The sequence below is a fragment of the Blautia pseudococcoides genome, from assembly GCF_001689125.2.
Taxonomy (GTDB): Bacteria; Bacillota; Clostridia; order Lachnospirales; family Lachnospiraceae; genus Blautia; species Blautia pseudococcoides.
The window spans coordinates 2,540,499-2,553,634 of the sequence record NZ_CP015405.2; the positions used below are offsets into that span (position 1 = coordinate 2,540,499).

The 13,136-nt window shown below is 47.4% G+C and carries 13 protein-coding genes and 1 tRNA gene; 3 read left to right on the forward strand and 11 right to left on the reverse strand.

Features of this window, described 5'->3' with window-relative positions; genetic code table 11:
• Positions 1–29 precede the first annotated feature (29 nt).
• From A4V09_RS12120 to A4V09_RS12145, 6 genes are all read right to left on the reverse strand, one after another.
• A complete protein-coding gene (locus tag A4V09_RS12120) occupies positions 30–2,420 on the reverse strand; it encodes a glycoside hydrolase family 94 protein (RefSeq protein ID WP_065542581.1) in 2,391 nt (796 codons plus the stop codon).
• A gap of 203 nt (positions 2,421–2,623) precedes the next feature.
• Complete coding sequence (locus tag A4V09_RS12125; RefSeq protein ID WP_242964079.1) at positions 2,624–3,526, reverse strand: patatin-like phospholipase family protein; 903 nt, start codon at positions 3,524–3,526, stop codon at positions 2,624–2,626.
• Positions 3,495–4,769, reverse strand: coding sequence for a ferritin family protein (locus tag A4V09_RS12130; protein ID WP_065542582.1), 1,275 nt, complete (start codon positions 4,767–4,769; stop codon positions 3,495–3,497). Before A4V09_RS12130 ends, A4V09_RS12125 begins: the two co-directional genes overlap by 32 nt.
• Positions 4,770–4,808: 39 nt before the next feature.
• Entirely contained in the window at positions 4,809–5,933 is a 1,125-nt protein-coding gene (locus A4V09_RS12135) for a hypothetical protein (RefSeq protein ID WP_065542583.1), read from the reverse strand.
• Positions 5,930–6,169 (reverse strand): helix-turn-helix domain-containing protein, encoded by a 240-nt coding sequence (locus tag A4V09_RS12140; protein ID WP_065542584.1) that lies wholly within the window; start codon positions 6,167–6,169, stop codon positions 5,930–5,932. The genes A4V09_RS12135 and A4V09_RS12140 overlap by 4 nt, the downstream gene beginning before the upstream one ends.
• Before the next feature lie 12 nt (positions 6,170–6,181).
• On the reverse strand, positions 6,182–7,072 hold the full coding sequence (locus A4V09_RS12145) for a hypothetical protein (RefSeq protein ID WP_065542585.1): 891 nt from the start codon (positions 7,070–7,072) through the stop codon (positions 6,182–6,184).
• Positions 7,073–7,266: 194 nt separating this feature from the next.
• On the opposite strand from A4V09_RS12145, the gene A4V09_RS12155 reads away from it, so the two are divergent.
• The 3 genes from A4V09_RS12155 to A4V09_RS12165 all read left to right on the forward strand — a co-directional run bounded on the left by A4V09_RS12155 (position 7,267) and on the right by A4V09_RS12165 (position 9,035).
• Positions 7,267–7,794, forward strand: coding sequence for an MFS transporter (locus A4V09_RS12155; RefSeq protein WP_157766949.1), 528 nt, complete (start codon positions 7,267–7,269; stop codon positions 7,792–7,794).
• Positions 7,795–7,807: 13 nt separating this feature from the next.
• Positions 7,808–8,575, forward strand: a complete 768-nt coding sequence (locus A4V09_RS12160; protein ID WP_330396561.1) for a uroporphyrinogen decarboxylase family protein — start codon at positions 7,808–7,810, stop codon at positions 8,573–8,575.
• A gap of 91 nt (positions 8,576–8,666) precedes the next feature.
• Positions 8,667–9,035, forward strand: coding sequence for a hypothetical protein (locus A4V09_RS12165; RefSeq protein ID WP_065542588.1), 369 nt, complete (start codon positions 8,667–8,669; stop codon positions 9,033–9,035).
• Positions 9,036–9,091: 56 nt separating this feature from the next.
• Here A4V09_RS12165 and A4V09_RS12170 read toward each other — a convergent pair.
• From A4V09_RS12170 to A4V09_RS12190, 5 genes are all read right to left on the reverse strand, one after another.
• Positions 9,092–9,173, reverse strand: a tRNA-Leu gene (locus A4V09_RS12170).
• A gap of 272 nt (positions 9,174–9,445) precedes the next feature.
• Positions 9,446–10,402, reverse strand: coding sequence for a 2-hydroxyacid dehydrogenase (locus A4V09_RS12175; protein WP_065542589.1), 957 nt, complete (start codon positions 10,400–10,402; stop codon positions 9,446–9,448).
• A gap of 216 nt (positions 10,403–10,618) precedes the next feature.
• Positions 10,619–11,251 carry a GntR family transcriptional regulator gene (locus A4V09_RS12180; protein WP_065542590.1) on the reverse strand — a complete coding sequence of 211 codons (633 nt, stop codon included), beginning with the start codon at positions 11,249–11,251 and terminating at the stop codon, positions 10,619–10,621.
• Positions 11,252–11,341: 90 nt separating this feature from the next.
• Positions 11,342–12,166 carry a carbohydrate ABC transporter permease gene (locus A4V09_RS12185; protein ID WP_065542591.1) on the reverse strand — a complete coding sequence of 275 codons (825 nt, stop codon included), beginning with the start codon at positions 12,164–12,166 and terminating at the stop codon, positions 11,342–11,344.
• Between the two features lie 15 nt (positions 12,167–12,181).
• The gene (locus A4V09_RS12190; RefSeq protein WP_065542592.1) at positions 12,182–13,099 is read right to left on the reverse strand and encodes a carbohydrate ABC transporter permease; all 918 of its coding nucleotides are present in this window, start codon (positions 13,097–13,099) and stop codon (positions 12,182–12,184) included.
• Between the last annotated feature and the right edge of the window lie 37 nt (positions 13,100–13,136).

A 13,136-nucleotide genomic window follows, 5' to 3' on the forward strand; every position in this document is an offset into this window, starting at 1 on the left:
CTTCTATATTTTCACAGTTACCCGGATGGTTACCCCATAACAATTCTTACGGTATGGCTGCTGCCCGCTTCACAGACAGGAATCTTATCCACCTTTTCCCCGTCCAGCCAGATTTCCTTCACGCCTTTTTCCACATGGGCCGGATTCTCCACTTTGATTTCAAAGGACGCGCCGCGGAATACCCGGTGCGCGGTAAATCCTTCCCAGTCACCGGGAATACAGGGATCTATCTCCAGTCCATCCATCTGCGGACGGATGCCAAGCATATATCTGGTGGCTGCAAAGTAAGCCCAGCCGCCGCTTCCTGTCATGAAGGGATGCCTGGCCCTGCCGTATGCGGTGTGGTCTTTTCCCATAATGAACTGGCAGTAGGAGTAAGGTTCCGCCTGACGGGTCTCGATCATGTCATTCTGGTAATAAGGACAAAGGGCATCATAAAATTCCATGGCCCGGCTTCCTCTTCCCAGCATACATTCCGCTGCCCATGCCCAGGGGTTTGGATGACTGAACACAGATCCGTTCTCCTTCACACCCGGATATACCCTGGTCACAAAACCTATGTCATCATCCGGCACTGTGTAGGACGGACCGTTGAGCATGATACCGTAAGGCGTAAAGAGATTCTCATAGACAGCGTCCATGGCTTTTGTTCCCTTATCCTTTGGCGCCGCGCCGGAGAGCACTGCCCAGGCATTGGATTCCAGATGTACCCTTCCCTCTTTGTCCTTCTGTGTTCCGATCTTCCGGCCGTTTTTGGTGATGCCGCGGACATACCATTCACCGTCCCAAAGCTCACGGTCGCAGACCTTCTTCACATGCTCTGCCATTGCCGTGTATTTTTGTACATCCTCTTTTTCACCCAGATAGGTGGCTGCCTCAAGGAAACTCCCGATGGCCCAGTAGTGCAGGAAGGATACCATGGCGCTCTCACCACCGCCTAAATTCAGGCAGTCATTCCAGTCCGCACGGAGGCCTTTGCACACACCGTCAGCTCCCACCTGTCTGGCGGAGAAGTCTAAGATCCGTTTCATATGGTCATAGACAGTGCCCTCGTCCTTGTCAGCATATGGCACCACATGATTTAAAAGTTCAAATTCACCGGTCTCTTTTACATACTCCACAATGGAGCTGACCAGCCACAGGGCATCATCAGAACAGGTATCCTCCAGGCCATGGATCATCTGGTCTCTGCTTGGAGTGGGCACAACGGTGGGTGATTTGAACGGCTTCACTTCCGTATCCGGATCAAACCACTCAGGCTGGAACAGATGCAGGCCGTAGCCCTCTGACACCTGGCCTCTTAAAAGCTCTATGATCCTCTGGCGGCATTTCTCAGGGTTGGAGTGGGGAACTGTCATGGCATCCTGTGCCGTATCCCTGTATCCAAGTCCTGTACGTCCCCCCACCTCGATAAAGGAGGCAAAGCGTGAGAACATTACATTGATCTCCGCCTGGTAAAGGGTCCACGTATTGATCAGTGTATTCATACCTTCATTTGGTGTCTGGATCTGCAGCTTTTCAAATTTGCTGTCCCAGTAGTTTTTCAGTTCCTCATAGGCTGCGTCCACATTTACAGGATCACTGTATTTTTCTTTGTAGGGATAAGCAGCTTTTCTGTTGCCCTCACCCAGCATGAACACCAGGCGCACTTCCTCGCCGGGAGCCAGAGTGATTTTTTTCTGCATGGCTCCGCAGTGGTTGTTTCCCTTCTCAAAGCCGCCGTTTAAGACACCTTTTTCCACGCCAATGGGGTTTGATTCCGTGCGGTAGGAACCAATGAACGCATCTCTCAGGCACTCAAATCCATCCGGCTCAAAGCTGGCTGTGAACCACTGGAACCCAAACTCTTCATAAAAAAGGTCATGTTCGATAATACCATCCTCACAGGAGGAGCCTGCCGCATACATACTCATCTGGAAATTTTTGTTGTCCATCTCAATCTGGTGGAAGGAGAATTCCAGATAGGAATATACGCTGAGGCTTCTTTGGCGTCCGCTGTCGTTCTTGATCTTCACGTCCCACAGTTCCACCGGGTCCTCTTTGGGGATGCACATTTTCTGGGATGCTTTGATGCCGCTGTAGTCACATTCATAGACAGAATAGGACATGCCGTGACGGCAGGTGTATTTAGCTTCCTCCAGGGATTTGCCCACAGGCTGCCAGGATACGCTCCAGTAATCTCCGTCCTCATCGTCACGGATATACACATAATGTCCCGGCCGGTCCATGGGAACTGCATTGGCGCGGAACCTTGTAATGCGGTGATACTCCGGTGATTTGTAGAAAATATATCCTCCTGCTGTGTGGTTCAAAACCGCACACATATCTTTCACTCCCAGGTAATTGGTCCAGGATGTAGGTAAATCTACCCTGTCAATCACGTACTCTCTCTTTTCATTGTCAAAATGTCCGTATTTCATGTTGCGATACCCTCCTGAATCTCCTATTAAGAATCTTTGCGGACAGGCAGTCTGTACTGCCCGCCCTGATAATACGAAAGGGCCTGCATCGGCAGACCCCTTTTCGTCTTCCTGGCTCTATTATAGAAAACTTTCTGTTTCAGTAACATAGTTCAGGATGTTAATATTTGTTTTTTCTTGTGAAGACGCGGAAAAGATATTTTTTAACTCTCCAGATATTTTTTCAGAGCCTCTGCCTGCCTCTCTGCCGTCTCATATCCCTGGCCGTAAAGTGCTTTCAGTTTTTCCCCGTCCTTCTCGATCCGTCCAATCTCCACAGGCTTTGGAGGCTGGATCAGGAATACTCTTCCCTCTTTTTCCTCCCGGTAGAGATAATCCAGGGTCTCGTTATAGACCCGGTGCCTATTTTCCATACACTCCACCAGTTTGGGGAACTGTCTGCCGTAGCGCAGGCGCAGAAGCGGCGCCATCTGGTTTCTCTGCTTCCGGTATTCCCTGCCCCTTGTGAGCACTACCACATTCTTTTCATTTCCCATACTTTCGGATTTGCGGATGGGAATAGAATCCGTGATGCCGCCGTCCAGGTATGGCTTTTTCCGAATCCACAGGGTCCTGGACATAAGGGGAAGGGAACTGGATGCCCGGATATAACAAATGTCCCGGTGCAGGTCCCGGATGCGTTTATACTCCGCCTGCCCGGTCTCACAGTTGGTCACAACCGCGTAAAACCTGGCTGGGTTTGCTTCAAACGTTTCATGGTCATAGGGGTCCAGTTCATCCGGTATGGTCTTGTAAAGCATCTCTGCCCCAAAATAATCCCCCGTCTTTAAGAAACTGCCGATCCCGCAGTATCTGGGGTCATCCAGATACCCGGTAACGGTCCGGTATCCCCTTCCGTGCTGCTTCGACAAATAACTGCAGGCCAGACAGGAGCCGGCGGAAACGCCCAGGCAGGTGCCAAACGAAATGTCCTCCTCCAGGAAATAGTCCAGCACGCCTGCGGTAAATACACCCCGCATCCCGCCTCCCTCCAAAATCAAACCTGTTTTCGCAATATTTTGTGTCATTTTCCCGTCATCCCTCTTTTGTCTCTTCTTTGCTCTCATATACCAAAAACTCTCCTGCAGGTGCCCCGCAGACCGGGCAGCGCTCCGGCCGGCTCTCCATCAGGCATCCGCAGACCGGGCACACGTAAAAAACGGTTTTTTCAAATCCGGTGTGGTCTGCAGCCTCTCTCAGAAGCCTTGCATGGGCCTTCTCGGCAGAAGCCGCGTCCCGGTAGGCCTGCCTCGTGAGCAGGAAATCCCGCTCCTGGGCATAGTCCGCGACCATGGGATACAGACGCTCGTATTCAAATTTTTCTCCGGGCACATAGGTCTCCACTGATTCATGAAAAGCTTTCGGCTTGTCCAGAATGGCGTAAAAGCTCTTGGCATGCCGGTACTCCGATTCTGCCAAAGCCCGGAACAGATTGGCGATCCTGCCGTATCCTCTCTTTTCCGCACGCTCCGCAAAGGTCTGATAGCGAAGAAATGCATACAGTTCCCCTTTGACGGTCTCCTCAAGCTGGTCCCTGGTGATCTTGTCCTCCCGCTCCCTCTGGTAAGGGGCATCCCCAAGATTTTCAAATCTGTGGCAAAGCCTGCCGTTCTCCCTGGCAAAGCGGACAATGTGATGTTCCACATCCGATGCCTTTATATTCTCGGACACATCCTCTATGATGGCACCGCCTCCCCCTGTGCACACAAAGGGAATGCCATCCACTTCATCCTCAAAGCAGGAGTGCACATGGCCGCACACAAAATATTTGATTTTTTCTTTATATGGAAGATATACTGCCCTGAGACGCTCAAATTCCTCCTGGGGAACGGAATTTCCTGTAAAATGGTTAGGCAGGGGAATGTGGAAGGCAATCACCACATTTTCGCACTCTTCCATGGCAAGTACCCGTCCAAGCAGCGCAAGCCCTGTGTCGGAAAAGTTCCGGAAGGCATTGTCAACCACTACAATAGTAAAAGTCTCCGCAATGACTGCATAGTCATGCAGACCGAAAAATGCCTTGTAGTCTCCTGTGTCATGGTTTCCCCTAAGCACAAAGACATCTTTATCAGCCACCGATTCTGTGAGGGTACAGATATTTTTGTAGTGACGCTCATCGCCAACAGGGACCATGTCCCCTGCTATGAGGATCATATCTTCCTCTGCCGCTTTCTCAAGCGCTCCTGCATAGGTCTTCATCATAACGGTTCCCAGCCCTTCACATCCGGGGTCCCCGATCACCGCAAAGGACGTACAGCCGGGGCGGCGGACAATAGGTTCTATAATTTTCTGAATATTACGTTTCTTCATAACAATACCTCCTCAATGGTATTAGTTTACTTCATTTTTTCAGAACTGGCAACCGGAATCGTTCGCGCGGTTTTTTTGGCCTCCTGTTCCAGATATGCTTCCACCGACGCGGTATCCTGCCTCATCCCCGATCTCCTCCACACCCCCGTATACTTTCAGAAGATTACAGAGAAAGAAAACCTCAGTCCCTGTCTTGACCATGAGACTGCTGTTCTCAAACAGTTCATCCGCAGGTATCTCTCTCTGGCTGACTTTACTGAAAAACGCTGATTTGAGCACAATGCAGACATAACTTCCCTTTTGTTCCCAGCCAAGCCTTGCAAGGGACCGCGTTAGACATTCCGGCATCTCAACAAAGCTTCTGCAGGATTGTGCCTGCTGTGCCAAGGTGCTCTGCATCCGTTCCATCCCCTGGCAGCTGTTGATAAAATGCACACGCCGCATACACTTAAGATACTGTCCCGTCTGGCAGAGCAGTATCCTGTCCCGCTCTGTCAGCGGCACTGTGACGGAGAGGAGATAAATCCCCAGCACGATCTTATTCTCTTCCCGGACCGGCACCGCCAAAAACGGGATCCCCTCCTCTGTGGCAGATACTCCGCCCTCCTCCTTCCATGCGCGGCAAAAAGCCTTCTCAAAAGAAGACCTTAAAAAATCCGTATCCCCATCCCTGCACTCACAGGGAATCCTGCACGTGTCCTCATTCTGGGACAGCGCCAGGATCTCCATGTGTTCCCCCACTACAATAATGGGATTGGAGAATACGGACAAGAGCACCGGGGTCAGGGCTGAAAAAGGTTTCCCTTCCCGGCACAGCCGGTTTAACCCCTCCTCAAATATCCTATATTTCTCAAATATTTTTAAGAGTAAGGACAATATCATCTGGGGTGTCAGGTATGGTCTGACCCAGAGAATATCCATGCCCTCCCGTTCCAGATATTCTTGTGAAGGTTTCCCGATGCTTGCTACAGTGAGCGCGGCATGTTTTTTCGGTATCCGCTCCAAATCTTCTGCGGACATGATATAGATATAATTTTCCCTGAGCGATATCCCTTCCTGCCAGATCAGCGCGCCTGTCAGGGGAAGCTCCATGGGATCCGATTTCAGAGAACTTCCCTCCAAACCTTTCAAATCCTCAGCCAATATACACCCGTTCAGTTTCAAAGCCTCACCTCCTGTTCTGACGCCAGCTCAGGATACCGTCTGAGTATACGGAAAATCAGCATGAGGTAGAGTCGCTCCTGAGGGGAATCCGGTTCCATCTCCAAAAGCTCCCTGATCTTCTTTATCCTGGACTTGAAGGTGTTCCTGTGGATATATAAATCATCAATGGCTTTTGCTGTATGGGAATCAAATTCTATGTAATTGCGAAGTGTCTTGTAATTCGTGTGTCCTGTCATACCGGATGAGTTTCAGGATGGATGGGGGATCAGTGTTCTCACAGGCAGGGTATTGGCGCCGCGGTTCAGCACATAGTGAAGTGCATAGTCTTCAAATTTGAACAGCCATTGGGTACTGCTGCACTCTTTTCCTGACTGAAGCGCTGCCTCGGCCTGTCTGTAATAATCGGGAAACCGGAAAAAGTCGGAGAATTCCGTGCTGATCCCTGATTTGAACAGATTGTCCCGGACAATATAGGCCAGCCGTCTGCACTCCTCATCCCTTCCCTCCAGCCCCAGCCCCAGATTACACAGAAGCAGCAGCCTGTCCTCATATTCCAGGGAAAGGTATCCATAAAGCTGGTGGTCAAAAAGCACGCTCTCATAGGCAGCGGAATGTAGTTCCTGTCCCGTCTCCGTCAATTCCATGCAGACACAGAAAAAGGGGCCGTTCCGCTTCCATCCTGCCAGCCGCATTGCCATCAAGAGCTTATCCGCGTCAAAACCGGATGGGCTGCGCAGGTATTTTAGGGCATAATTCTTAAACGCAGCCAGTGCGTTGAACTTAGAGCCGGAGTGACGAATCGCAAGTGCCCGCACCGCCTCAGTAAACACGGAGAGCAGGGCCAGGTGTCCCTCCGTCAGGCTGCCGTTCACCCCGTCTATGACAATCCTTCCCCAATACTCCTGATCCTCATTAAATATATTGCTGTATATACTAATAAATGTTTCCCCTTCATTGCTCCAAAACTGGGGTGTCACAAATTCCAGAGTCGTCAGATAATCGGAGCGGAAAAACAGCTCGTCCGTAATATTCCGGTCCAGATAATTGGTTCCCTCCTGCAAAAGGCTGTAGGGAAAGCTGGCGCACCCCGCCTCCGCATATGCCATCAGTTCATATTCCCTGTTATGAACTCCGGACACCCCCCGGCTTCCTGTTCCTCTCCCTCTATGATAAGCAGTGCAGTCCCGGATTCCTTCCCCGGTATTTTTGCAGCCAGGCTGACCGACTCCACCAGATACAGCGTATCTCTGCGCAGTACGCAGCCCGGCTGATATAGAGTGTAGAAGGACAGGCTTCTTTCCAGATAATCCCGCTCCCCTCTGTAACCGGAAACGTGCTCCAGATCATTTTCATCCTGTCTGGGCCGTCGTTTATCATGCTTTTCTCGGCTATGCTCTGCGGAAAACTCATGCAGTATCTGAGTAAAAAAAGGATTTTGATCGGGGCTATGATTCTTTTTGCCGTATCCGCCATTTTAGGAGGGACTGTGGCGAATGTATATTATGTACTGGCCATGCGTATCCTGGTAGGTATTTCCATGGGCTTTGTAAATGCCGCTGCTATGGCTTTGATCGCGGAAGTCTATGTGGACGAGGACAAACGCGGAACCATCATGGGTATTTTCAACGCTACCATGGCGGGCACCGGAGCTGTCATCAGCCTGATCGCAGGCGTATTCGCGGTCCGCTCCTGGAATGAAGTGTTTAAAGTTTACTGGATCGCCGTTCCGGTTATTGTGATGATGTTTATATTCCTTCCCATGACGCCCCCGGAGGGCAGCCAAACGGAGGAAGACCGGGCAAAGGCCCAGGGAAAGAATCTCATGGCCAAAAGGAATGCCGGGGGACTTTCCTGTACATGACGAGGAACATCTGGTGCTGAAGGATGTCACAGAGTGGAGAAAATATGTCCACGCACCAAGTCTGGACTACCCGGACTCCGAATGGGAACCTTATATCAAAGAGGCGGAATCGGTTGACAGGGACGAATATTTCGTAACATCTGTCATGTTCCCCGGTCTTTTTGAACAGTGCCATCATCTGATGGATATTCCCCAGACCATGATGAACTTTATCGAGGAACCGGAAGCCATGCATGAACTCATTGATCACCTCACGGACTGGGAACTGGAATACGCGGATAAGGTATGCAGGTATCTGAAGCCTGACGCGCTTTTCCACCACGATGACTGGGGAACACAGACCTCCACCTTTATCTCCCCGGCTATGTTTGAAGAGTTTTTCCTTCCTGCATATAAGAAAATTTACAAGAGATACCTGGACAACGGCGTGGAGCTTATTGTACATCACTCGGCTTCCTATGCAGCCACACTGGTTCCTTATATGATCCAGATGGGGATTGATATCTGGCAGGGTGTCATGACAACAAACAATGTACCGGAACTGATCCGGAAATACGGCGGCCAGATTTCCTTCATGGGCGGCATAGACAGCGCCAAAGTGGACTACCCGGGCTGGACAAGGGAGGTCATCAAAAAAGAAGTACGCCGCGCCTGCGACGAGAACGGCAGGCTCTATTTCATTCCGTGTGCTTCTCAGGGACTTGATATCAGCACCTTCCCGGGGGTATATGAAACGCTCAGCGAAGAGATCACAGCTTACAGTAAAGAAATCTTTGTATAGCCATACAGGTATTCCATATGTAATTTAATTTTAGGGTTTCGGGAAGTATGGATCTGTGGTATAATGCATGAAGAAAAGGAGGGATGAGGACATGGCACTGACGAAAGAAGATTTACAAGCCATTGCAGTGTTATTGCAAAATACCACAGAGCCGCTGCAAAATGCGATCACCGGCATGCAGAAGGATATCACCGGCATGCAGAAGGATATCACCGGCATGCAGAAGGATATCACCAGCATGCAGAAGGATATCACTGACATAAAATTACATCTTGAAAATGTCACAGATAGAAATATCTCTTTATTGGCAGAGAACCACGGCCATTTGATTGACAAGTTAAACCAGGCAGTTAAGGTTTCCGACAAGCGCTATATCGAGGAAATCAGAGTAAACATTCTGACTGAAAAAGTGGAGAAGCTGGAAAAAGAAATAGAAGAGTTGAAAAGAAAAACCGCATGACAAAAGCCCTCAGATCGCTGTTTCTGTAAAACAGCGATCACGAGGGCTTTTTATAATGCCGCTGGCCGGACTCGAACCGGCACGGAGTTACCCGCTTGATTTTGAGTCAAGTGCGTCTGCCAATTCCGCCACAGCGGCCCGTTCTCACGAACCGAAGATAATATTACCATATATTTTCATATCGCGCAAGTGTTTTTGTCTTTTTTTATCAAATAATCAAGATTTATTTTCTGGTTGTTTCCCTCGCAAACAGACTTCACTGAGGGAAACCGCTGTCCCCAGTCGCCTGAGGATCACAGGCTCCAGGACGCAGGACACAAGCACTGCCAGAAGCCCCATCCCGGCATTTTCCAGTCATCTACGAAAAAATGCGTATCAAATTTCCTGTTCCTTTTTTATATGGTCAAGGTTTACAGCTTACAAACATTCTGCGGCGCACCTTCCAGATAGGAAAATACATTCTGGAATACTATTTCAGCACGTCTCTTCATGGACTCCTCAGAGATAAATGCCTGATGGGGTGTCAACACCGTATTCTTCGCATGAAGAAGAGGGTAATCCTCCGGAATAGGCGGCTCACAGTCGAAGACATCTATACATGCAAACCCAAGGCGGTTCTCATTCAGGGCCTCTGCCAGGGCCTTATTGTCCACAATGGGGCCTCTTGCACAGTTGATAAACACCGCATCCGGTTTCATTTTAACAATCTTTTCTCTGCTGATAAATCCTCTTGTCTCATTGTTCAGCGGAAGATTCAGGGAAATAATATCACTCTGTTCCAGTACCTCATCCAAGGAACAATACGTGATTCCCAAATCCTTTTTCTCTTCAGACTGGCTTCTGTTATAAGCGATCACTCTGGCTCCAAACGCCTGGAATAATTTTGCAGCCATGGTCCCAATCTGCCCAAGCCCGATAATACCCACGGTTCTGCCGCAGATTTCCCTGCCTCCCATACCGGCGCTTGTCCCTTGCTTCCGTACCACCGCGTCTGCTTTCACCACATTTCTGAGGGCATCCACTGCAAAACCGATGATCAGTTCCGCTACTGTCTGGTTTGAATATCCTGCTGCATTGCAGACCATAATATCTTTTTCTTTGCAGTATGCAGTTCCCACATGGTCGATCCCTGTAAAGGCAACGGAAATCATTTTCAGTTTATCAGAAGCCTCAATAACCTCCTGAGGGTATGGATGGTTGGCGATCATAGCAATGTCACAGCCCTCAGATCTTTTCTTCAGTTCCTCTGTATTCTCCCACAGGGTATCATAATAACAGAACTCATGTCCCATTTCTCTTAATCTTTCCCCATAACTTTCCACAATTTCTCTTGTCACTCCGATTGGCTCTAATAATGCAATTTTCAATTTTTTTCCTCCCTGTTCTGTTCATTTTTGTGATCGTATTAAACCTTTCTGCTATTCCAGTATAACACCCTGCTGCTTTAATGTCTCCTACAGAATTTTCACATTTAAACTTCTCGGTAAATTTTCTTCCGCCCCGCACAAGGCCGCTGCTGGCAAGAAACGCCCAAAAGAAACCATTGCTCCGGCAGACACAGCTGCTTTCGCAATGGTTTCTTTTCAATTCGTATATACGGTTGTGGAAATAATATCTTTTTCCAGGCATTCCAGTGCTTTTTCCAAATCCCGATTCTGCAATGCCTCAAAGATTTGTTCATGAGCCGATTTATCCATTGCCGCAGAGAAGGAACGGTTTTTGCTGAAACTAAGCTGCGCAAAAATTCTCGTCTGCGTGTTCATACTATCCCGGAGGCAGGCAACCATGGCATCGTTGTTGCAATAAGATATCAGCATGGTATGAAACTTAATATTATCCTCCCATTCCTGCCAGATATCCATCTCCTTTTCACCATAAGCATCAAGATAATTTTTCATATCATCCAGATGATTTTCCGTGATATCCTCATAACTCAGTTTTAATGCTTCCGTCTCCAATATAAGTCTTAACTGGATAATGTCTCTGGCATCTTTTTCCGAAAGACGGACAACAGAATATCCATACCTCGGAATATTTTTTAATATGCCCTCACTGCATAACTTAATTAAGGCTTCTCTGACAGGAGCTTTGCTGACACCGAATTGTTCAACCAGACTGCTTTCTGTAAAGATCAATTCTTCACTTGCTGATTCCTGAATTATTATTTCCATAATTTTATCATGGATTTGTTCAGATAAAGATGTCTTTTTCTTCATATACCAAGCTCCCACTTTTTTAAATTAGTTTTTACTATTTGAAATTATAACAAATTTATTTGTAAATGTATAGATTGTAAATTTTTTCCCTTATTCTTTCATACCCGATAATGCGATCCCCTGTACAAAATACTTCTGGGCAAAACAATATACTATAAACAACGGCAGTATAGAAACCAGTGCCCCGGCCATGGAAGGCCCTACTTCAGTAAGCCCTTCTCCCACAAACATCGCCAGCCCCGCTGACAATGTTCTCATATCTGTGGAACTTGTCATCATCATTGGATACAGCAGGTCATTCCAGTTTGACATGAGTACGAATATAAACAATGTAATAACTGCTGGCTTACATAAAGGAAACATGATCCGGAAATATATTCCAAACTCCCCTAAGCCATCCAGTCTGGCTGACTCCTCTAAGTCTTTCGGCAGCCCAATGAAGAAAGAGCGCATAAAGAAAATACCATATGCAGATGCCGCCCTGGGCAATATAAGGCCTATAAAAGTATTCAGCAGATTCATTTTGTACACTTCAATATACAAGGGTATCATAATAATATTGAACGGAATCATCATTGTCAGCAATATCAAAGCAAAGATCCTGTCCCGCCCCTTAAAATTAAGTCTTGCAAAAGCATATCCCGCAAGAGAATCAAAAAAGACGGAAATCAATCCTACTCCCACTGAAAATACAAGGGTATTCCTGATATATTTCAACATGGGAATCCTGCTGAAAATCTCTTTTATATGGATTCCGGTAAACTCCTTCGGAAAAAAAGTCGGTGGAAATGACATAATTTCAGACTCCTGCTTAAAAGCCATACTCACCATCCACAGAAAAGGGACCAAAATTGTGATCAATACAACAATACACAGTATTTTCTCAACACTATCTGAGATTTTATTATTTTTCATTCTGTCCTCCCCTTTCTATGAATTCTCTTTTTCTTTTTTATTGGTAAATTTTCTTGCGGCAAAAGTAATAACCGCGATCAGAAGAAACAGCTCCACACTCAGGGAAGAGGCGTATCCCAACTGATATTCATTCTGAAAACCTCTGGAATAAATGTACTGTACAATTGTTTCTGTAGAATACAGCGGTCCTCCGCCTGTTGTAACATAGACCACATCAAATACCTGCATAGCTCCTATCAGTGTTGTTACAATAACAAAACTCAATGTGGACCACAACAGCGGTATTGTAATTCTGGTGAAAATCTGGATTTTTGACGCCCCATCTATCCTTGCAGCTTCATAGTATGATTCAGGAATGCCATTGATACCTGCCACCAGAATAATCAGTGTCTGCCCGAACTTTTTCCAGATTGATATAAACACGATAAGGCCAAACGCGGCAGAGGCTTCCGACCAGAAACTGGGGACTCCGTTTTTAGTGATCAAAGAAATAACATACGGGAAAAATCCCACAGCTGAGCCAAAAAACATTTTAAATAAGATACCTATACCGGTAAAGGAACAGATTACAGGTATAAAATAAACCGACCTCATAAGTTTGCTGAAAAAATCTTCTTTTGCAAGCCAAAATGCCAATACCAGGGATATTGCTATTTGTAACGGCACAGAAACCATTACATACTTTATTGTTGTTAAAAAAGACCGCATAACCCGCTCTTCCGAAAAAGATTTTATGTAATTGCCGAATCCTATGAACTTAGTATCCTTCATAAAGATATCCATATCTGTCAGGCTGATCACAAACGAACTGACCAATGGAAATACAACAAAAACCAAAATAACTGCCAGCGACGGAGCAATAAACAAATATGCGGCATGATTGGGTTTTGACCAATAGGAATACACCCGGCCTGCCCTGCTTTTTTCCTTCATGTCTCTTCCTTTCCACCAAAAAATATCAAGTCTGCAA

What these genes read in the sequence shown, in the direction of transcription:
- A4V09_RS12120 (WP_065542581.1), bottom strand. Translation starts at nt 2,420, where the DNA reads ATGAAATACGGACATTTTGACAATGAAAAGAGAGAGTACGTGATTGAC.
- A4V09_RS12125 (WP_242964079.1), bottom strand. Translation starts at nt 3,526, where the DNA reads ATGAGAGCAAAGAAGAGACAAAAGAGGGATGACGGGAAAATGACACAA.
- A4V09_RS12130 (WP_065542582.1), bottom strand. Translation starts at nt 4,769, where the DNA reads ATGAAGAAACGTAATATTCAGAAAATTATAGAACCTATTGTCCGCCGC.
- A4V09_RS12140 (WP_065542584.1), bottom strand. Translation starts at nt 6,169, where the DNA reads ATGACAGGACACACGAATTACAAGACACTTCGCAATTACATAGAATTT.
- A4V09_RS12165 (WP_065542588.1), top strand. Translation starts at nt 8,667, where the DNA reads ATGGCACTGACGAAAGAAGATTTACAAGCCATTGCAGTGTTATTGCAA.
- A4V09_RS12180 (WP_065542590.1), bottom strand. Translation starts at nt 11,251, where the DNA reads ATGAAGAAAAAGACATCTTTATCTGAACAAATCCATGATAAAATTATG.
- A4V09_RS12185 (WP_065542591.1), bottom strand. Translation starts at nt 12,166, where the DNA reads ATGAAAAATAATAAAATCTCAGATAGTGTTGAGAAAATACTGTGTATT.
- A4V09_RS12190 (WP_065542592.1), bottom strand. Translation starts at nt 13,099, where the DNA reads ATGAAGGAAAAAAGCAGGGCAGGCCGGGTGTATTCCTATTGGTCAAAA.